Genomic DNA, 18,932 nt, shown 5'->3' on the forward strand with positions numbered 1-18,932 from the left:
GAATGAAGCTGTATCGACACATTTAAGGTTGGAGTGATGAGCGCGTGCTGCTGCAAAAAGGCCAAAAGCTGTTGTTTATCGGAGATTCCATTACGGATTGCGATCGCGCTAAGCCTGTCGGCGAAGGATTGTTCGGGGCGCTCGGCAAAGGGTACGTGTCGCTAGTAGACTCCTTGCTTCAAGCCATTTACCCGGAGCTCGGAATTCGGGTCGTCAATACCGGGCTTAGCGGCAATACGGTTGTCGACCTGGAAGCAAGATGGCAAGAGGACGTTATCGACCGGAAGCCGGACTGGCTTGTCGTCATGATCGGCACGAACGACGTCTGGCGGCAATACGACACGCCGTTCATTACCGATGGGCATGTATACAAAGACCAGTACGAAGCGACTTTGCGCAAGCTCGTCGCGGAGACGAAACCGCATCTGCAAGGCGGACTCGTGCTAATGACACCGTTCTTTATCGAGAGCAACGAGCAAGACGCGATGCGTCGCACGATGGACGAATACGGCGCGATCGTCCGCAGCGTTGCAGCCGATTACGGCACGCAGTTCATTGACACGCAAGCCGCGTTTAACGAAGTGCTTAAAGAGCTGTACTCCGCGACACTGGCATGGGATCGCGTTCACCCTACGCAAGCGGGCCATGCGGTACTGGCTCGGGCGTTCCTGAACAAAATCGGATTCGAATGGAATAGGAACTAATTCGCTTTATAACGAAATCCCCTTCGCTCAGGTTGATTGTGGCGAGGGGGATTTTTGCGTAGCGCGGAAATATCGGGTTACTGATTGGAATACGGTGCGGAGTGGGGTAATAGCGCGGAAATATCGGGTTACTGAACGGAATTCGGCTCGGAGTCGGGTAATAGCGCGGAAATATCGGGTTATTGAATGGAATACTGTGCGGAGTGGGGTAATAGCGCGGAAAATCGGGTTACTGTACGAAATTCGGCTCGGAGTCGGGTAATAGCGCGGGAAAATCGGGTTACTGATCGGAATTCGGCACGGAGTGGGGTAATAGCGCGGAAATATCGGGTTACAAGACGGAAATGCGCTCTACGGCACGCAATAGCACGATGGCATCGAGTTACTGAGAGGAAATGGGCTCGACGGCACGCAATAGCACGATGGCATCGAGTTACTGATCTGAAATGAGCTCGACGGCACGCAATAGCACGATGACATCGAGTTACTGATCTGAAATGAGCTCGACGGCACGCTATAGCACGATGGAATCGAGTTACCTTAATCCCGGCAGCCACCGCAAACATCACACTCAACCCTCCAACTTAAACCGCTCCAGTTGATCGATTAAATTTTCGCGGCGCAAAATTTCCGTTTGCTTCGGTCCGATCAGATCGAAATGCGGATAGGGCGGCCGATTATGGATGTACCGCGGGTTCAGCCCGTTGGCGACGCACCATTCCCGCAGCCGCGGCAAATCCGCGCAACCGACCTTCGTCACGGTACGGACTCCCGCAAATCGGGGATCCAGCCAGTAGTGGGTTATGTAGGCGATTTCGCCGCGGCTGACCGCCGCTTTCCACGCATCGAGCTCAGCCCGGGTAATGCCGAAAGCCATGAAGGTTCATCCTTTCGTTACTTTAGTAGGTTGAAATATTATAGCACGGAGCCGATAATAGCATTACCAAATCTCGCAACGGAAAGAAGACTTCATGGATATCTTTTTGCATATTTTGTGGAACAACGTACTCCCGCTCTCGATCGTAATTAGCCTCGGCGCCGTCTTGCACCGGATTTTCGATCTTGATATTAAGACGCTTTCGAAGCTTAACTTCTATTTGTTCTCGCCGGCGATCATGTTCAAGCTGCTGTACGAAACCGAGATTTCGCTCAAGCTGTTCGGACAGGTAATGCTATTCTTCGCCCTGTTTATGTTGGCGCAGTATACGATCGTCGAGGCGGTCATCAGGCTTCGCAAATACGAAGGCGGCCAAAAAAGCGCCATGCGCAACAGCGTGCTTTTCTACAACAGCGCCAATTACGGTATTCCGATCAATCAGCTTGCGTTCTCGGGCAACCCGTACACGTTGTCGGTGCAAGTACTTATTATGATGATGCAGTCGCTTGTCCCGAACACTTACGGCATCTATAGCGTTAACGCGCACAAAGCCGACTGGCGAGCCATTCGCCGGGTGATCTTGTCCATGCCGGTCATCTATGTCATTCCGCTCGCGTTCCTGATGAGAGGGCTCGACGTTCCTTTGCCGGAATCGATCGATATATCCGTCGGCTATTTGTCCAATGCGTTCATCGGCACGGCGCTCTTTACGCTCGGTGTGCAGCTAGGGAGCATTCGCGGATCGCTGAGCCGCAAGCTCGTCGTGGACGTAAGCTTATCGACCGTGCTCCGGTTGATCGTAGGTCCGCTGCTCGCTTGGGGCGTCGTGAATGCTATGGGACTTGAGGGGCTCATGGCTTCGGCGCTGATCGTATCGTCCGCCGTCCCGACTTCGTTAAGCAGCGTATTGCTGGCGGTCGAATTCGACAATGAACAAGAGTTCGCTTCCCAAACCGTGCTCGTCAGCACCGTGTGCAGCGTCGCGACGGTTACGGGAGTCATCTATCTATTGCATATTTGATCTTGCGCGCACGGAAAGACGATAGGAGATAAAACTCCGGTCGTCTTTTTTTGTTGACTCACAGTCAAATGAAAACAGAATTTGTATACTGGTAGTGAAGTTCGCTCACAGATAACAATGATACAATGGGGACGTAAAGTAAACACTTCTCGAATCGAAGGAGAGTGCATTATGCAGCGCGTTAGAATCGGCATTGTGGGCTTAGGGAACATGGGTACCGGTCATGCGAAATATTTGATTGAAGGTCAAGTTAGCGGCGGCGTGCTTGCAGCCGTATGCGACGTTAGACCGGAGCGGCTGGATCAAGCGAAGGCGGAGTGGGGAGACGGCGTGAAGCGTTTCGATTCGCCGGAAGCGATGTTCCGCTCGGGCGAAGTGGACGGCGTTATCATTTGCACGCCGCACTACGAGCATCCGAAGCAAGCGATCGAGGCGTTCGCGCACGATTTGCACGTCTTGGTGGAGAAGCCTGCCGGCGTCTATACGAAGCAAGTGAGAGAGATGAACGAGGCTGCTGCGGGCAGCGGCAAAATATACGGCATCATGTACAACCAGCGGACGAATCCGCTTTACCGCAAGCTGAAGGAATTGATCGCTTCCGGAGAGCTCGGGGAGATCCGCCGGACGAACTGGATTATTACGAATTGGTACCGCTCCCAGAGCTACTATAATTCGGGCGGCTGGAGAGCGACTTGGGCAGGCGAAGGCGGCGGCGTGCTCATCAATCAGGACCCGCACCAGCTCGACTTGTGGCAATGGACGACGGGTTTAATGCCGAAACGCATCCGCGCGTTCTGCCAATTCGGCAAACATCGCGACATCGAAGTCGAGAACGACGTAACGGCATACGTGGAATACGAGAACGGCGCGTCCGGCGTGTTCGTCACGTCGACGCACGAAGCGCCGGGTACGAACCGGTTCGAAATTTCGGGCGACCGCGGCAAAATCGTCATCGAGAACGATCAAATGACGTTTTGGCGTCTCCGCGAGCCGGAGTCGGAATTCAACAAGCGGAATACGGAAAGCTTCGCCCAACCGGAAGTTTGGAAGTTCGAAATTCCGATTACGCCGGGGGGCGCGGAGCACCTCCACATCACGAGAAACTGGACGCAGGCGATCTTGAAAGGTACGCCGCTGATCGCTCCGGGTGAGGAAGGCATCAAAGGCTTGACGATTTCTAACGCGATGCTGCTGTCCACTTGGACGGACGGCTGGGTCGATCTCCCGATCGACGAAGAGCTGTTTTGCGCGAAGCTACAGGAGCAAATCGAGCGGTCGAAGGCGGCGAATGCGGCGAATGCGCAGCCGTCCGCACGATAAGGGGGCGCTAAGCCATGTCGAGAGCTAATGGAATGAATTATGCGCCGCAAGGCAAGCCTCGACCGGTCGTCGGGGCTGGCGAGTTCGTCTTCGCGGCGATGTCGCTGGAGCACGGTCACATTTACGGGCAATGCAACGGTCTTCGGGAAGCAGGCGCGACGCTGAAATGGGTGTACGATCGCGATCCGGCTAAAGTCGAACGGTTCGTCGCCGCTTATCCTGAAGTGAAGGTGGCGCAATCGGAAGAGCAGATCCTGCAGGATCCGGAAGTCCGCCTGGTGGCGGCAGCAGCGATCGCGAGCGACCGCGGGCCACTCGGCGTGAAGGTGATGCGGCACGGCAAAGACTATTTTACCGATAAAACGCCTTTCACCACCTTAGAGCAATTGGAAGAGGCGAAAGCCGTAGCTGCGGCAACGGGCCGCAAATACGCGGTTTATTACAGCGAACGGCTGCACGTGGAAAGCGCCGTGTTCGCGGGACAGCTCATCAAAGACGGCGCGATAGGCAAGGTCGTGCAAGTGCTCGGGCTCGGTCCGCACCGGCTGAACGCGGCATCGCGGCCGGATTGGTTTTTCAACCGATCGCAATACGGCGGAATCTTGTGCGATATCGGCAGCCACCAGATCGAGCAATTTCTGTACTATGGCGGCTGCGCCGATGCAGAGGTGCTTCACAGCAAAGTCGGCAACTACAATAACCCCGCGTATCCCGAACTCGAGGATTTCGGCGACGCGACGCTGCGGGGCGATAACGGGGTTACGAACTATTTTCGCGTCGATTGGTTAACGCCTAACGGCTTGTCCACTTGGGGCGACGGCCGGACGATGATCCTCGGCACGAACGGTTATATCGAGCTTCGCAAATACGTCGATATCGCTAGACACGGAAGCGGCGACCATCTGTACATGGTTAATGGAGAAGGAGAGTTCCATCTGGAGCTTGGCGGTCAAGTCGGCTTCCCTTACTTCGGCGAGTTGATCTTAGACAGCTTGAACCGCACGGAAAAGGCGATGACGCAGGCGCATGCATTCAAAGCCGCGGAATTGTGCTTGAGGGCTCAGCTTCAAGCCATACGCGTGTAAGCATACACTTATGCGATCCCGGGGGGACGATTAATAATGATGAAGCTTTCGGTTTTTACGGTTTCGACGCCCGAGCTTGGACCTGATGAATTGGCTGCAGCGGCACACGCAGCCGGATTGGAAGGCATCGAATGGCGATATACCGAGCTGCCGGCGAACGCGGCAAGCCAACCGTATTCGTACTGGGGGAACAATCGGTGCACGATTCAACCGTCCGCGGGCGAGGCGGAGCTTGCCAGATTCAAGGAGGCGGCGGAGCGTCACGGCATTCGTACGCTTAGCGTTACGCCTTATTTGAAGGCGGGCGATTTGGAAGCGACCGAGCAAGTGCTGCAAGCGGCGAAGGCGCTAGGGGCGTCGTTCATCCGGCTCGGCGTTCCGGGTTACGACCGCAGCAAGCCTTTCGACGAGCTGTTCGCGCTTGAGCGTCAATATTTGCGCGCTTGCGAAGAACTGTGCGCGAGATACGGAGTCAAAGGCTTGATCGAAATTCACCATGGCACGATTGCCGCGACGGCTTCCGCCGCGAGGCGTCTCGTCGAAGGGATGGATCCCGCGCACATCGGCGTCCTGTTCGACCCGGGCAACACGGTGCACGAAGGATTCGAAAATTACCGGATGGCTATGGAAATTCTCGGTCCGTACTTGGCGCACGTTCACGTGAAGAACGCGGGCTGGAAGCCGGCGGGGCAAGCGGCCGATGGAAGCGGCGTCTGGCGCAGCGACTGGGAGCCGATTAATCAGGGCATGGTGCCGTGGCGCCAAGTAATCGAGGATTTGATCGCGATCGGCTATGACGGATACCTCGGCGTCGAAGATTTCAGCGGCGTGTTCGCGGGACGTTCCCCGGACATGCTGAAATTTTTCGCCGATTACATCGGCGGGCTGGTGCGGGAGCTGCAGGGCAATGTTCACGTTTAACCATCGGACGGATACGCCGATCGAGCCGGTATTTCACTCGCATTCCTACTACGAGGTGTATTACTTTCACGAGGGCAAGTGCAACTACTTGATTGGCGATCAGATTTACACGCTTTCTCCCGGCGACTTGATTATTATGTACGGCATGACGCTGCACTGCGCGAAAATCGATCCGGCTTATCCGTACATCCGCTCGATCATTCACTTCGACCCCTCGTTGCTGCGTCCGTATTTGGAGCCGCCGCATGCGATTAACGTGCTCGAGCCGTTTCAGCAGTTCAAGAACTACCGGCTCTGCTTAAGAGGCGAGGACAAGGAAGAGGCGGAGCGCATTTTGTCGCTCATGCATAAGCATCAAGAACGGCATGATGAAATCGGCGATAGCCGGCGCATGCTCGCGTTCGTCGATCTGCTGCATTTCGTGTACGAGCGGTGTTTGCAGCCGTTGCGTCAGCAAAGAGAGTTTCCATCGGAGAAGGAAAAAGCGGTGCAGGACGTCATCGCGCTGCTCGAGACGACGTTTACCGAAGATTTGCACATGGACCAGCTTCAGAAGACGCTCCATCTCAGCAAGTCATATTTGGCGAAAATTTTCAAGGAAGTTACGGGCGTAACGATCTTCGAGTACGTGTACCGCAAGCGAATTAACGAAGCGCGGATATTGTTCCTCCTGCATCCGGGCATGACGGTGACCGAAGCTTGCTTCCGGCTCGGCTTCAAGCATTTGGCGCATTTCAGCAGACTGTTCAAGCAAATGACCGGCTTATCCCCGGATCAGTTCAAGAAGCAGGCAAGGAACAATAACCTGCAAGAAAAGGAAGCGGGATTCAGCGAATGGAAACGATGAAAATAGCAGGTACGACGTTACATTTACATACGATAGCGGATGCCGTAGAGACCATTGTCCGCCAGACTCCAGTTACGGATATGCATACGCATTTGTTCGCATCCGAATTCGAGTCGCTCTGCTTATGGGAGCTCGACGATTTGCTCACGTATCATTACCTTATCTCGGAGACGTTCCGCTGGATCGATATGCCTTACGAGCAGTTCTGGAGCTTGTCCAAGCGGGAGCAAGCGGATCTCATCTGGCGGACGTTGTTCGTCGAGCACTCGCCGATCAGCGAAGCCGCTTCGGGCGTGCTTAACGTGTTCCGTCAGCTCGGGCTGGATACGTCGTCGCGCGACTTGCAGACATATCGGGACGCATGGGCGCGAATGACCGTGGACGGACATATCGACGATGTGATGCGTACGGCGGGCGTGCGCGATATCGTCATGACGAACGATCCGCTCGATGCCTCGGAACGGGCGACATGGGAGCGCGGAGGCGGGAAGGGCGATCCGAGGTTCCATGCGGCGTTGCGCGTCGATCCGTTGCTGAACGACTGGGATAACGCTTGGCCGCAGCTCGCGGGGCTCGGTTACCGCGTGTCCGCGGATTGGACGGAGGAAACCGTTAGAGAAGTCCGCCGGTTTTTGGGCGAGTGGATCGACCGGATGGACGCGCTGTATTTGGCCGTATCGATGCCTGGCGACTTCGTCTATCCGGCGACGGACCACCGCACGCGGATGATCGACGAGGCTATGGTTCCGGCATGCCAAGAGGCAGGCATCCCCTTCGCGCTCATGATCGGCGTACGGCGTCGCGTCAACCCCGGCCTGCAGCTAGCGGGCGATATGAGCATGAAATCGGACGTCGGAGCAGTCGAATCGCTGTGCCGGGCTTATCCGGAGCAGAAGTTCCTGATCACGATGCTGGCGCGGGAAAATCAGCACGAGCTTGCCGTTCTGGCGCGTAAATTCCGCAACCTGATGGTGTTCGGCTGCTGGTGGTTTCTGCACATCGAATCGATGGTGCGCGAAATGACGGAGATGCGGCTCGAGTTGCTTGGCCTGTCGGTCATTCCGCAGCATTCGGATTGCCGGATTTTCGGGCAGTTGCTGTACAAATGGGAATATTCTAGACGTATTATCGCGCAGACGTTGATCCAAAAATATACGCGCGTTCTGGAGACCGGTTGGACGGTAACCGAAGACGACGTGCGCAGAGATTGCGCCGATTTGTTCGGAGGCAACTTCTGGCGGTTTCTCGGCAAGCCGGTGCCGGCGGTCGAAAGGGGTGAGGCTCGATGATGAATTTGTTCGATCTTAAGGGTAAAACCGCGCTCGTCATCGGCGGGTCTTCCACGCTCGGCGGTTTGATGGCGGAGGCGCTGGCCGCTTACGGCGCATCGGTAGCGTTAACCGCGCGGGATGCGGCGAAAGCGGTGCCGGTACGCGAGCGCATAGAGGCCGCGGGCGGCCAAGCGCGCTGCTTCTCGGCGGAAGCGACGTCAAAGGCGGATCTCGAGCGGTTGCTCGGAGAAGTGGAAGCGTGGACGGGCGGCGTCGACATTCTGCTCAATTGTCCGGGCGTGAACAGCGCGACGCCTTTTTTCGAGATCCAAGAGGAAGAATGGGACAAGATCATGGACGTGAACGCCAAAAGCGTCATGCTAGCGTGCCAAGTGTTCGGCCGACATATGGTCGATCGGGGGCAAGGGGGCAGCATCATCAACGTCTCGTCCGTGTCCTCGGGTCCGCCGTTATCGCGAGTATTTACTTATTCGGCGTCGAAGGCGGCGGTGAACAGCATGACGCAATTCCTGGCACGTGAATTCGCTCCTGCCCGCGTCCGGGTGAATGCCGTCATACCGGGCTTTTTCCCGGCTGAGCAGAACCGGGCGATCTTGTCAGAGGAGCGAGTCGCATCGATTATGCGGCATACGCCGATGAACCGGTTCGGCGACCCGTCCGAGCTGCAAGGGGCTATCGTCTATCTCGCTTCCGAGCGGGCGTCCGGCTTTGTCACCGGTTCGCTGCTGCGGGTCGATGGCGGGTTCGGGGCTATGACGATTTAGAGAGCACGGGATTTTACGCACTTAGAGGGGGGACTTACATGTATTTGACTTTCCGCTGGTTCGGCGACAGCGATCCGGTCAAGCTATGGCAAATCAAGCAAATTCCCGGCATGAAGGGGATTGTCAGCGCGGTCTACGACGTGCCGGTCGGCGAAGAATGGCCTTATGAGACGATTGTCGCGTTAAAAGAGAAAGTGGAAGCCGCGGGGCTCGAACTCAGCGTCATCGAAAGCGTTCCCGTACACGAGCACATAAAGCTCGGGCTTCCGAGTCGCGACCGCTATATCGAGAACTACGGGAAGACGATTCGGAATTTGGCTCGCGCCGGAATCGATATCGTCTGCTACAACTTCATGCCCGTGTTCGACTGGACGCGCTCCAAGCTCGATTATGAGCTCGAGGACGGATCTACCGCGTTGATTTACGAGGAAGAAGTCGTGCAGCGCATGAATCCGCTCACCGGCGAGCTTCAGTTGCCAGGCTGGGACAGCAGCTATCGCAAGGAAGATTTGCAGTTGCTGTTCGATCAGTACGCGCAGGTCGACGAGGAGAAGCTGTGGGATAACTTGGCCTACTTCATACGCGCTATTATGCCGATCGCGGAAGAAGTCGGGGTAAAGATGGCGATTCATCCGGACGATCCGCCTTGGCCGATTTTCGGCTTGCCGCGCATCATTACGGACGAGAAGGCACTCGCTCGGTTCCTGGCGCTGTACGATAGTCCGTCGAACGGCTTGTGCGTCTGCACCGGTTCGCTCGGAGCCAAACCAACTAACGACATGGCTGCGATCGTTCGCCGCTTCGGACGGGAAGGGCGTATCAATTTCATGCATTGCCGGAATATCCGGTTCTCGGGCGAGCGTTCGTTCGAAGAGTCCGCGCATCTGTCTTCCGCAGGCTCGATCGATATGGCGGAAGTCGTTCGTGCGCTGCGCGACGTCGACTACGACGGTCCCGTTCGCCCGGACCATGGCCGCATGATCTGGGGCGAAACCGGCAAGCCGGGGTACGGCTTGTACGACCGGGCGCTCGGCGCGGTTTATTTGAACGGCATGTGGGAGGCGCTCACGAAAGAGCGGGAACGGCGATAGAATCGGATATGACTCGAACCATATCGAACATTTTCAAACCTAACCAAACGATAAAATAACGGAATGTAGTGGCACGATCGGACGCATGGTGGTACACTAGATGGCAAAACGACGAAAAGCGGAGGGCGGATCGATCGATTCGATCGATTCGTCCTTCGTCCGCAAAGGAGCTTATTATGTCTTCCGAATTGATGCAATCGCTGCAACGCGAGAAAATCGTAGCTATTATCCGCGGGATTTCCGCCGAATCCGGAGATGCCACGGCGCAAGCATTGGCAGACGGAGGAATCGTGTTCCTCGAAGTGACTTTAAACACCGACGGAGCTCTTGGCATGATTTCGCGCTTCCGCGAGCAACACGGCCATCGCATGCGGATCGGCGCGGGCACGGTGCTTGACTTGGGACAAGCCAAAGAAGCGATCGCCGCGGGCGCGGAGTATATTATCTCTCCTAACTTGGACGAAGAAGTCGTTCGCTATGGCGTCGATCAAGGCGTCGAAGTATGGCCGGGCACGATGACGCCGACCGAAATCGTTCGCGCGTACAAAGCTGGCGCGACCGCGGTCAAAGTGTTCCCGATGGGCTCGCTTGGCATTAACTATTTGAAAGAAATCCGCGCGCCGCTCGGACATATTCCGATGGTGGCCACGGGAGGCGTTAACTTGAGCAACATTCGCGAGGTTCTTGCGGCGGGCGCGATCGCCGTAGGTCTCGGCGGCAACCTCGTCGACAAGCAGTTCGTTAAAGACGGTAAATTCGGCGCGCTCGCCGAGCTTGCGAGATCTTACGTGAACGAGGTGCAAGGGGCGAAGTCGGTATGACAGCGACGCAGGCTATCGACGTCGTAACGATCGGGGAAAGCATGCTATCGATGCAACCGATGAGCGAAGGGGCGTTAGCTTACGCGCCGCTGTTCACGCGTACGATCGCGGGAGCCGAATCGAACGTCTCGATCGGATTATCCCGGCTGGGCTTTAAAGTTCGCTGGGTCAGCCGGCTAGGCGCGGATCCGTTCGGGGACGTGATACAGTCGACGCTTGCGGGCGAAGGAATCGACGTGTCGCAGGTCGCGCGTGACGCCCGTTATCCGACCGCGCTCTATTTCAAAGAGTTCAAAGGCTACGGCGATCCGAACGTGTACTATTACCGTCGCGGTTCGGCGATGAGCCAGGTAGCGCCGGAGCACGTGGCGGACGCGTGGTTCGAAGGCGCGAAGCACCTTCACGTGACGGGCATTACGCCCGCGCTAGGCGAGCAATCGGCCGATGCGATCCGCGTTGCCATGAAGCGCGCGCGGGAACTTGGCTTGACGGTTAGCTTCGATCCGAACTTGCGCCGTAAGTTGTGGACCGAGGAAGCGGCGCGGCGGACGTTGCTGTCTCTCATCCCGTTGTGCGACATCTTTATGCCGGGCGACGAAGAAGCCGAGTTTCTGGCGGGCGTCATGTCGGAGGAGGCTTACGGAGCGCACTTCCTGGCGATGGGCCCGAAAGCAGTCGTGCTGAAGCTCGGAGAGCGAGGCTCGATGGGCTTCGCTGGCGACCAGGTCGTTCAAGCTGCGCCGTATACGGTCAAACGCGTCGTCGATACGGTAGGCGCAGGCGACGCGTTCGCTGCGGGCTTCTTGTCGGGTGTTCTGGAATTCGGCGAGCTAACCGAAGACGATAATCTTCTGCGAGCGCTCGAGCGCGCGAACCATATGGGCGCGATTGCCACGCAGTTTAAAGGCGACTGGGAAGGGCTGCCGAAGCGCGAGGAGCTGCTGCGGCTCATCTCCGGCGGCAAAGAAGTGACGAGGTAACAAGGTGAAGGGACGGTCGAGGGGGAATCCTCACCGTCCCTTTATTGTGTGGTCGTGCGCTATTTTGCGCGTGCCCCCGAGCCAAAACTCGCCCTGCAACTCGATCATACCGCGCTATTGCGTGCCCCTGAGCCAAAACTCGCTTAGTAACTCGCTGATACCGCGCTATTGCGTGCCCTCGATCCAAAACTCGCCTAGTAACACGCTGATACCGCGCTATTGCGTGCCCTCGAGCCAAAACTCGCCCTGCAACTCGATCATACCGCGCTATTGCGTGCCCTCGATCCAAAAATTGCTTAGTAACTCGCTGATGATGCGCTATCGCGTGCCTTCGAGCCAAAACCAACCTAGTAACTCGCTGATACCGCGCTATTACGTGCCCTCGAGCCAAAAATCGCCTAGTAACACGCTGATGCCGCGCTATTGCGTGCCTCTGAGCTAAAACTCGCCTAGTAACTCGCTGATACCGCGCTATTGCGTGCCCCTGAGCCAAAACTCGCTTAGTAACTCGCTGAAACCGCGCTATCGCGTGCCCCTGAGCCAAAACTCGCTTAGTAACTCGCTGAAACCGCGCTATCGCGTGCCTTCGAGCCAAAACCAACTTAGTAACTCGCTGAAACCGCGCTATCGCGTGCTGCCGAGCATTGATTCGCCAAATCCAAATAGCTCGATGGTTGCCCACTATCCCGTGCGAGACTCTTCCAATACGCTCAGCAACCGATCAAGACTGCCCCGCATCTCCCGCCGAAGCGCGTCCTTCAGATCCGGCTCCAGGAAAGAAGCCTCCACGCCGTTCATAATCAAGCCGGCGATCTCGCGAGGCGTGAATCCGAACCGTTCGACGAGCGCGCGATATTCTTGCGTTATGTTCGTTCCCGATACACCCGGATTATCCGTATTCACGGTAAGCAGCAAGCCGCGATCGTAATAGTCTCGGATCGGATAATCATCCCATCCGCTAACCGCTCTTGTCTGAATGTTGCTCGTCGGACAAAGCTCGAGCGGAATACGCCGGTCGCGGACCAACTCGAATACGCGGTCATCCTCGCGTACCCTCACCCCGTGTCCGATTCGCCGCGCGCCAAGCTGAAGCACCGCTTCCTCGATATTGTCGGGACCGGCGGCTTCCCCGGCGTGAATCGTAATCGGAATGCCGATCTCGCGCGCCTTTGCGAACACGTCTCGGAATAATGCAGCCGGATAGGCGGCTTCGTTGCCGGCCAAATCGACGGCGACAAGCCCATGTCCCCAATATCGGGCCGCTACATCGATAACTTCGAGATTCGCCTCGGCTCCGTGATGCCTCATGCAAATCGCGATGGCCCGGGCTTTTACGCCATACTGATGCTCTCCGAATTTTAATCCACGAACAACATGGCGAATCGCATCTTCGACCGATAAACCTTTGTGGCGATGCAACTGTGGAGCGAATCGAATTTCTATATATTTGGTGCCGCATTCGGCGGCTTGCCTGACCGACTCCGTGGCGACGTAGGCAAGCGCGTCTCCCGTCTGAAGGAAGGGAAGCACGAAATCGAACTTCGTTAAATAGTCAGCCAAGTTCTCGCAGCAATTTTCTCCGACTTGCATGTAAGGCAGAAGCGAGACAGGATCGAAAGTCGGAAGAGGCATCCCTTGAAAACGGGCGAGCGCGATTAACGTTTCAGGTACGATCGAGCCGTCCAAATGTACATGAAGGTCGACTTTGGGCATCTCGGACAACCAATGCAGCTCTTTCATTGTACATATCCCCCCATCTTGTCGAAATACTCTTAGATTGTTGTTATATAAAGTAACATAATTTTCTGAATATTCAAGAGAAGAACGCATTAGCGTGACCTCTATGTCAGATATTTTTCCACTCTACCGTTTCGGATTGACTGAATCGTCATTCGCATCCATAGTTACAAGTATCAGCCGTCTGCCGCAGGCAGACGATTCGGCGGAGGTTACGATGGCTATAGGGAGCTTATTCTGCGCAGCGCTGCGCGACGACCGGTATTTACCGCGGATTTTCGCCTATTATTATAAGCAATGGAACGGGTTTACCATGGGTTTTCATCAGCATGATTCCACCGAGATCATGTACGTGATTCAGGGCAACTGCGAGGTTGAAGTGGAACAGTCCCCGTCCGGACATCGATCGCTCAAGCTGCAAAAGGGCGAATTCATCCTGCTTGACGCCAATACGCGGCATAGGCTAGTCGTGGAGCAATCGTGCCGGATGCTTAACGTAGAGTTCGGATTTGAGCGGCATGCGGGTATTTTTCCGTCGATTCGCGAGCTGGCGGAAGAAGAACCGGCGTTGGCGTCGCTCTTGGCGTCGGCGGATACGTTTTTCACGCTGCAAGACCCTGACGAGGTATATCACGCGCTTCGCGGCTTGGTCGTAGAACTGGACAACCAGGGCCGAGACGGCGGAGTGCTCGATCGACTGTTACTGTCCCAGTTGCTCATTCGAATCGGCCGGCTGCGTGCGGAGACGGATGCGCTTATGAATCAGCCAACGGAAGTGTACGTGAAGCAGTGTTGGGCGTATTTGCACCAAAATTACGACCGTAACATCCAAGTGAAAGACGTCGCAGCCGCGGTCAACCTGCATCCGGGTTATTTGCAGCGAATCTTTAAGTCGAATACCGGCAAGACGTTGATCGAAATTTTAACCTCGCTCCGGATGGACAAGGCGAAGATGCTGCTGCGCAGTACGGACATTCCGGTCGCCGACATTTCCGAGTACGTGGGGATCGGAAGCCGGCAATATTTTCACGCGATATTCAAGAAACATACCGGAGTTACTCCGATCGACTATCGTCTTTCGAAAGACACGCAGTTGTACGATATTCGTGGAAAGTGATGATTTCTGACAGCGCGGGCAACAGGAAGTCATGATATTGATAACGCTTTATCCGGATACGCCTATACAATGTAGTCATATTCATAATCAAGCATGCATATGACGGAGGGCGACAAGTATGGCTTTCAAAATCGCGTTCATCGGAGCGGGGAGCATCGGCTTCACGCGGGGATTGCTGAGAGATTTGCTTAGCGTGCCGGAGTTCAAAGACATCGAAGTGGCTTTTACGGACATTAACGCTCACAACTTGGAGATGGTGACCGCGCTGTGCCAACGCGATATCGCGGAGAACGGCCTGGCTATCCGGATCGAAGCGACGACGAACCGGCGTCAGGCGCTGGGGGGCGCCAATTACGTCATCTGCACGATCCGCGTCGGCGGACTCGAAGCTTTCGCGACCGACATCGACATTCCGCTGCAATACGGCGTCGATCAATGCGTCGGCGATACGCTGTCCGCGGGTGGAATCATGTACGGGCAACGCGGCATTGCGGCTATGCTCGACATTTGCAAAGACATTAGGGAAGTTGCTGCCAAGGACGCGCTGTTGCTGAATTACGCGAATCCGATGGCGATGCTGACGTGGGCGTGCAATCAATACGGAGGCGTACGTACGGTCGGACTATGTCACGGCGTGCAAGGCGGACATTGGCAAATCGCCGAAGCGTTCGGCCTCAAGACGGAAGAAGTCGATATCATTTGCGCGGGCATTAACCATCAGACTTGGTACGTCCAGATCCGCCATAACGGCGAAGATATGACGGGCAAGCTGTTAGAGGCTTTCGAGAAGCACCCCGACTTCAGCCGGACCGAAAAGGTTCGGATCGACATGTTGCGCCGCTTCGGCTACTACAGTACCGAATCGAACGGCCACTTGAGCGAGTACGTGCCGTGGTACCGCAAGCGTCTGGACGAAATCGAGCAATGGATCGATCTCGGAAGCTGGATTAACGGCGAGACGGGCGGGTACCTGCGCGTCTGTACGGAAGGGCGCAATTGGTTCGAAACCGATTTTCCGAACTGGATGAAGGAGCCGGCGCTCGTCTATGCGTCCGAGAACCGGAGCCATGAGCACGGCTCGTACATTATCGAAGGATTGGAGACGGGGCGCGTATACCGCGGACACTTCAACGTCGTTAACCGTGGCACGATAACCAATCTGCCTGACGACGCGATTATCGAAGCGCCGGGTTACGTCGATCGCAACGGCATCTCGATGCCGCTTGTAGGCGCGTTGCCGCTAGGACCGGCCGCGGTGTGCAACGTGAGCATCTCGGTTCAACGATTAGCCGTCGAGGCCGCGGTGCATGGCGACGATAAGCTGCTGCGCCAAGCGTTCATGATGGATCCGCTAGTAGGCGCGGTGTGCAATCCGAACGAGATCTGGCAGATGGTCGACGTGATGCTCGTCGCTGGCGAGCGTTGGCTGCCGCAGTATGGCTCGGCGATCGAGGAAGCGAAGGCTAGACTCGCGTCCGGCAAGCGCGTTCCGACGCGAGAAGGCTACCGCGGCGCGGCTCGCCTGCACGTGAAGTCTGTAGAAGAGATGCAGCAAGACCGCGAAGCTGCGACGAAAAACGCCGGCGAAGCGGATAAAGGCAAAGAGCGGGCTAAATCGGCCCATTAAAAGAGACGGGATTGCTTCTTGCGCGCTATGCGTGCGGGGGCAATCCTTTTTTTAGCCTTCTTATGTAACCTCGCCACGCGATGCTAGAGCGCTGAAGTTGCGCCGGATCTCCATGCAACCTCGCCACGCGATGCTAGAGCGCTGAAACTACGTTGGAGCTCCATTTAACCGCGCCACACGATGCTAGAGCGCCGAAGTTACGCCGGAACTCCATGTAACCTCGCCACACGATGCTAGAGCGCCGAAGTTGCGCCGGAGCGACGTGCAACCGCGCCACACGATGTTAGAGAGCCGAAGTTACGCCGGAACTCCATGCAATCTCGCCACGCGATGCTAGAGCGCCGAAACTATGTTGGAGCTCCATGTAACCGCGCCACACGATGCTAGAGCGTCGAAACCGCGCCGCCGCATGTTTCACGCACCATCCGATATATTACGACATTTTTACAACATATATGTTCACCATGCATTTAATCAATTTATATATTGTGTCATAAATAGGAATGTGATATACATTACTTATGCAAAAATCCGAATTTACTTTCAGGGAGGATTTAAAGAGATGAAATTTTACTTGGATACTGGTAATGTGGAAGAGATCAAAAGAATCGTGAAGCTAGGTCTGGTAGACGGCGTTACGACTAACCCGACGCTGATCGCTAAGGAAGGTCGCGTTTTTAAAGACGTGATCCAAGAAATTTGCGCGATCGTCAGCGGTCCGGTCAGCGCGGAAGTCATCAGTCTCGACGTAGCGGGCATGCTGAAGGAAGCGCGCGACATCGCTACGTGGGCGCCTAACGTCGTCATTAAATTGCCGATGACGGAAGCGGGTCTTGAAGCGACGCACCAACTATACCTTGAAGGCATCAAAACGAACGTCACTTTGATTTTCAGCGTTGCGCAAGGTCTGATGGCCGCCAAAGCGGGAGCTACTTACATCAGCCCGTTCGTCGGCCGTTTGGACGACATCGGCGTAGACGGCATGAAGCTTGTCAAAGAGCTTCGCCAAGTGCTAGATCAATATGGACTTAAGTCCGAAATTATCGCGGCAAGCATCCGCGGCATCGGACACGTCGAACAAGCCGCCCTCGCCGGCGCGCATATCGCGACGATCCCCGGCACGTTGTTGCCGGCGCTATGGAAACATCCGCTAACGGATATCGGAATCGAACGATTCCTTAAAGATTGGGAGAAAGTGCCGAAACCATGAAGCTGATCGGCTAGCACTTCGCGTCGAGGCTTTCTCCCGAAGGAGGTAGCGAGTATAGAACTCACTTCTAGGCAGCTTACGATCGTAGAGCTAGTGAAGAAGCACGCGCCCATAACCGGCGAACAGATCGCGGAAGCCCTCGGGATTAGCCGCCCGACCATCCGGTCGGATTTGTCCGTATTGGTGATGCTGGGCTATATTGACGCCAAGCCGAAAGTCGGCTATTTTCTCGGCAAGGTGATGACTACCGAGGGTCAGCTGAACGAACGGCTCCGGCAGCTTAAAGTCAAAGACGTCATGAATCGTCCGGTCGTCATTCAGGAGAGCGCGACGGTGAACGATGCGGTAATCGCTTTGTTCATGGAAAATACGGGCTTCTTGACCGTGACGGACGAGCATGGTGCGCTTTCGGGCATGGTATCGCTGAAAGATTTATTGAAGGTTACGCTCGGCAATCCGAGCGCGGCGACGATTCCGATCAGCATGGTCATGACGCGTTCCACGCGCATCGTCACGGTATCGCCGGAAGATTCGGCGCTCGACGCGGCGAAGAAGATGCTCGATCATCAGGTCGGCGGCATGCCGGTCGTAACTTTGCACGGCGACCGTCATCGTTATGAGGTAGTCGGACGGATTACCAAAACCAATATGACGAATATACTGGTGGAGTTGACGTCAGGCTATATGGCCGAGTAGGGGGACGGATGATGCCGGAAGATAAACAAAAGATCATAATCGTATGTTCCGACGCGATCGGCGAGACGGCGGAAGCCGTAGCGCGGGCGACGACTCGCCAATTCGCGACGGAGCAAGTGAAAATTAAACGCTACGGCAACATCAAGCACGAGGACGAGATCAAGGCGATCATCGCGGAAGCGGCGGCGAACGGCGGGTTTATCGCTTATACATTAGTGCAGCCGGAGCTTCGGGAGACGATGCGGGAAGAGATGATCCGGCACGGCGTCCGAGCCGTCGACGTCATGGGCCCGATGATGCAAGCTTTCATCGATACGTTCAACGATTCGCCGAAGTATAAGCCGGGATTGTTGCACGAGATGGACGATAACTATTACCGGAAAATAGAAGCGATCGAATTCGCGGTCAAATACGACGACGGCAAAGACGCCCGAGGGTTGCTGCAAGCGCAAGTGGTGCTCGTCGGCGTGTCCCGCACGTCGAAGACGCCGCTCAGCATCTTCCTCGCGCACAAAGGGATCAAGACGGCGAACTATCCGCTGACCATCGAGGTTAAGCCGCCGGAGGAGTTGTTCGCCAAGACGAACGGTCTGACCGTCGGTCTGACGATGCATCCGGACCGGCTGCTCAAAATCCGCACCGAACGGCTCAAAGCGCTAGGGCTTCCAAGCCGCGCGCATTACGCGTCGATGGAGCGGATCGAGAAGGAGCTCGCGTTCGCGGCGGAAATGATGAACCGATTGCAGTGCCCGATCATCGACGTGTCTGAAAAGGCGATCGAAGAGACGGCCGGACTTATTATGGATATGATCGTGTGAACAA

18 protein-coding genes are annotated in these 18,932 nt (G+C 56.0%); 16 read left to right on the forward strand and 2 right to left on the reverse strand.

Annotation, left to right across the window (positions count from 1 at the left end; genetic code table 11):
* Positions 1-44 precede the first annotated feature (44 nt).
* Entirely contained in the window at positions 45-704 is a 660-nt protein-coding gene (locus ACFPQ4_RS18135) for an SGNH/GDSL hydrolase family protein (RefSeq protein WP_378113298.1), read from the forward strand.
* 571 nt (positions 705-1,275) lie between these two features.
* Here the strand turns inward: ACFPQ4_RS18135 and ACFPQ4_RS18140 are convergent.
* Positions 1,276-1,581: a hypothetical protein gene (locus tag ACFPQ4_RS18140; RefSeq protein WP_378113299.1), complete on the reverse strand. Its 306-nt coding sequence runs from the start codon at positions 1,579-1,581 to the stop codon at positions 1,276-1,278.
* A 94-nt stretch (positions 1,582-1,675) separates the two neighbouring features.
* Between ACFPQ4_RS18140 and ACFPQ4_RS18145 the strand changes: the two genes are divergently transcribed.
* The 10 genes from ACFPQ4_RS18145 to ACFPQ4_RS18190 all read left to right on the forward strand — a co-directional run bounded on the left by ACFPQ4_RS18145 (position 1,676) and on the right by ACFPQ4_RS18190 (position 11,723).
* A complete protein-coding gene (locus ACFPQ4_RS18145) occupies positions 1,676-2,602 on the forward strand; it encodes an AEC family transporter (protein ID WP_378113300.1) in 927 nt (308 codons plus the stop codon).
* 171 nt (positions 2,603-2,773) lie between these two features.
* On the forward strand, positions 2,774-3,922 hold the full coding sequence (locus ACFPQ4_RS18150; protein ID WP_378113302.1) for a Gfo/Idh/MocA family protein: 1,149 nt from the start codon (positions 2,774-2,776) through the stop codon (positions 3,920-3,922).
* Positions 3,923-3,936: 14 nt separating this feature from the next.
* Positions 3,937-5,007 (forward strand): Gfo/Idh/MocA family protein, encoded by a 1,071-nt coding sequence (locus ACFPQ4_RS18155; protein ID WP_378113303.1) that lies wholly within the window; start codon positions 3,937-3,939, stop codon positions 5,005-5,007.
* A 39-nt stretch (positions 5,008-5,046) separates the two neighbouring features.
* Complete coding sequence (locus ACFPQ4_RS18160) at positions 5,047-5,928, forward strand: sugar phosphate isomerase/epimerase family protein (protein WP_378113359.1); 882 nt, start codon at positions 5,047-5,049, stop codon at positions 5,926-5,928.
* Complete coding sequence (locus tag ACFPQ4_RS18165) at positions 5,915-6,775, forward strand: AraC family transcriptional regulator (RefSeq protein WP_378113304.1); 861 nt, start codon at positions 5,915-5,917, stop codon at positions 6,773-6,775. The genes ACFPQ4_RS18160 and ACFPQ4_RS18165 overlap by 14 nt, the downstream gene beginning before the upstream one ends.
* A complete protein-coding gene (locus ACFPQ4_RS18170) occupies positions 6,763-8,064 on the forward strand; it encodes a glucuronate isomerase (RefSeq protein WP_378113305.1) in 1,302 nt (433 codons plus the stop codon). Before ACFPQ4_RS18165 ends, ACFPQ4_RS18170 begins: the two co-directional genes overlap by 13 nt.
* Complete coding sequence (locus ACFPQ4_RS18175) at positions 8,064-8,831, forward strand: SDR family oxidoreductase (protein ID WP_378113360.1); 768 nt, start codon at positions 8,064-8,066, stop codon at positions 8,829-8,831. Before ACFPQ4_RS18170 ends, ACFPQ4_RS18175 begins: the two co-directional genes overlap by 1 nt.
* 38 nt (positions 8,832-8,869) lie before the next feature.
* Entirely contained in the window at positions 8,870-9,922 is a 1,053-nt protein-coding gene (gene uxuA / locus ACFPQ4_RS18180; RefSeq protein WP_378113306.1) for a mannonate dehydratase, read from the forward strand.
* A gap of 176 nt (positions 9,923-10,098) precedes the next feature.
* The gene (locus ACFPQ4_RS18185) at positions 10,099-10,743 is read left to right on the forward strand and encodes a bifunctional 4-hydroxy-2-oxoglutarate aldolase/2-dehydro-3-deoxy-phosphogluconate aldolase (protein WP_378113307.1); all 645 of its coding nucleotides are present in this window, start codon (positions 10,099-10,101) and stop codon (positions 10,741-10,743) included.
* Positions 10,740-11,723 carry a sugar kinase gene (locus tag ACFPQ4_RS18190; RefSeq protein WP_378113308.1) on the forward strand — a complete coding sequence of 328 codons (984 nt, stop codon included), beginning with the start codon at positions 10,740-10,742 and terminating at the stop codon, positions 11,721-11,723. Before ACFPQ4_RS18185 ends, ACFPQ4_RS18190 begins: the two co-directional genes overlap by 4 nt.
* Positions 11,724-12,404: 681 nt before the next feature.
* Here the strand turns inward: ACFPQ4_RS18190 and add are convergent.
* Positions 12,405-13,463 (reverse strand): adenosine deaminase, encoded by a 1,059-nt coding sequence (add, locus tag ACFPQ4_RS18195; RefSeq protein ID WP_378113309.1) that lies wholly within the window; start codon positions 13,461-13,463, stop codon positions 12,405-12,407.
* Positions 13,464-13,677: 214 nt separating this feature from the next.
* On the opposite strand from add, the gene ACFPQ4_RS18200 reads away from it, so the two are divergent.
* The 5 genes from ACFPQ4_RS18200 to ACFPQ4_RS18220 all read left to right on the forward strand — a co-directional run bounded on the left by ACFPQ4_RS18200 (position 13,678) and on the right by ACFPQ4_RS18220 (position 18,928).
* The gene (locus ACFPQ4_RS18200; RefSeq protein ID WP_378113310.1) at positions 13,678-14,577 is read left to right on the forward strand and encodes an AraC family transcriptional regulator; all 900 of its coding nucleotides are present in this window, start codon (positions 13,678-13,680) and stop codon (positions 14,575-14,577) included.
* A gap of 118 nt (positions 14,578-14,695) precedes the next feature.
* Complete coding sequence (melA, locus tag ACFPQ4_RS18205; RefSeq protein ID WP_378113311.1) at positions 14,696-16,204, forward strand: alpha-glucosidase/alpha-galactosidase; 1,509 nt, start codon at positions 14,696-14,698, stop codon at positions 16,202-16,204.
* A gap of 562 nt (positions 16,205-16,766) precedes the next feature.
* Positions 16,767-17,414 (forward strand): fructose-6-phosphate aldolase, encoded by a 648-nt coding sequence (gene fsa / locus ACFPQ4_RS18210; RefSeq protein ID WP_378113312.1) that lies wholly within the window; start codon positions 16,767-16,769, stop codon positions 17,412-17,414.
* 54 nt (positions 17,415-17,468) lie between these two features.
* The gene (locus ACFPQ4_RS18215; RefSeq protein ID WP_378113361.1) at positions 17,469-18,110 is read left to right on the forward strand and encodes a helix-turn-helix transcriptional regulator; all 642 of its coding nucleotides are present in this window, start codon (positions 17,469-17,471) and stop codon (positions 18,108-18,110) included.
* An 11-nt stretch (positions 18,111-18,121) separates the two neighbouring features.
* On the forward strand, positions 18,122-18,928 hold the full coding sequence (locus ACFPQ4_RS18220) for a pyruvate, water dikinase regulatory protein (protein WP_378113313.1): 807 nt from the start codon (positions 18,122-18,124) through the stop codon (positions 18,926-18,928).
* Positions 18,929-18,932 lie beyond the last annotated feature (4 nt).

The organism is Cohnella yongneupensis, assembly GCF_042655785.1.
GTDB lineage: Bacteria > Bacillota > Bacilli > Paenibacillales > Paenibacillaceae > Cohnella > Cohnella yongneupensis.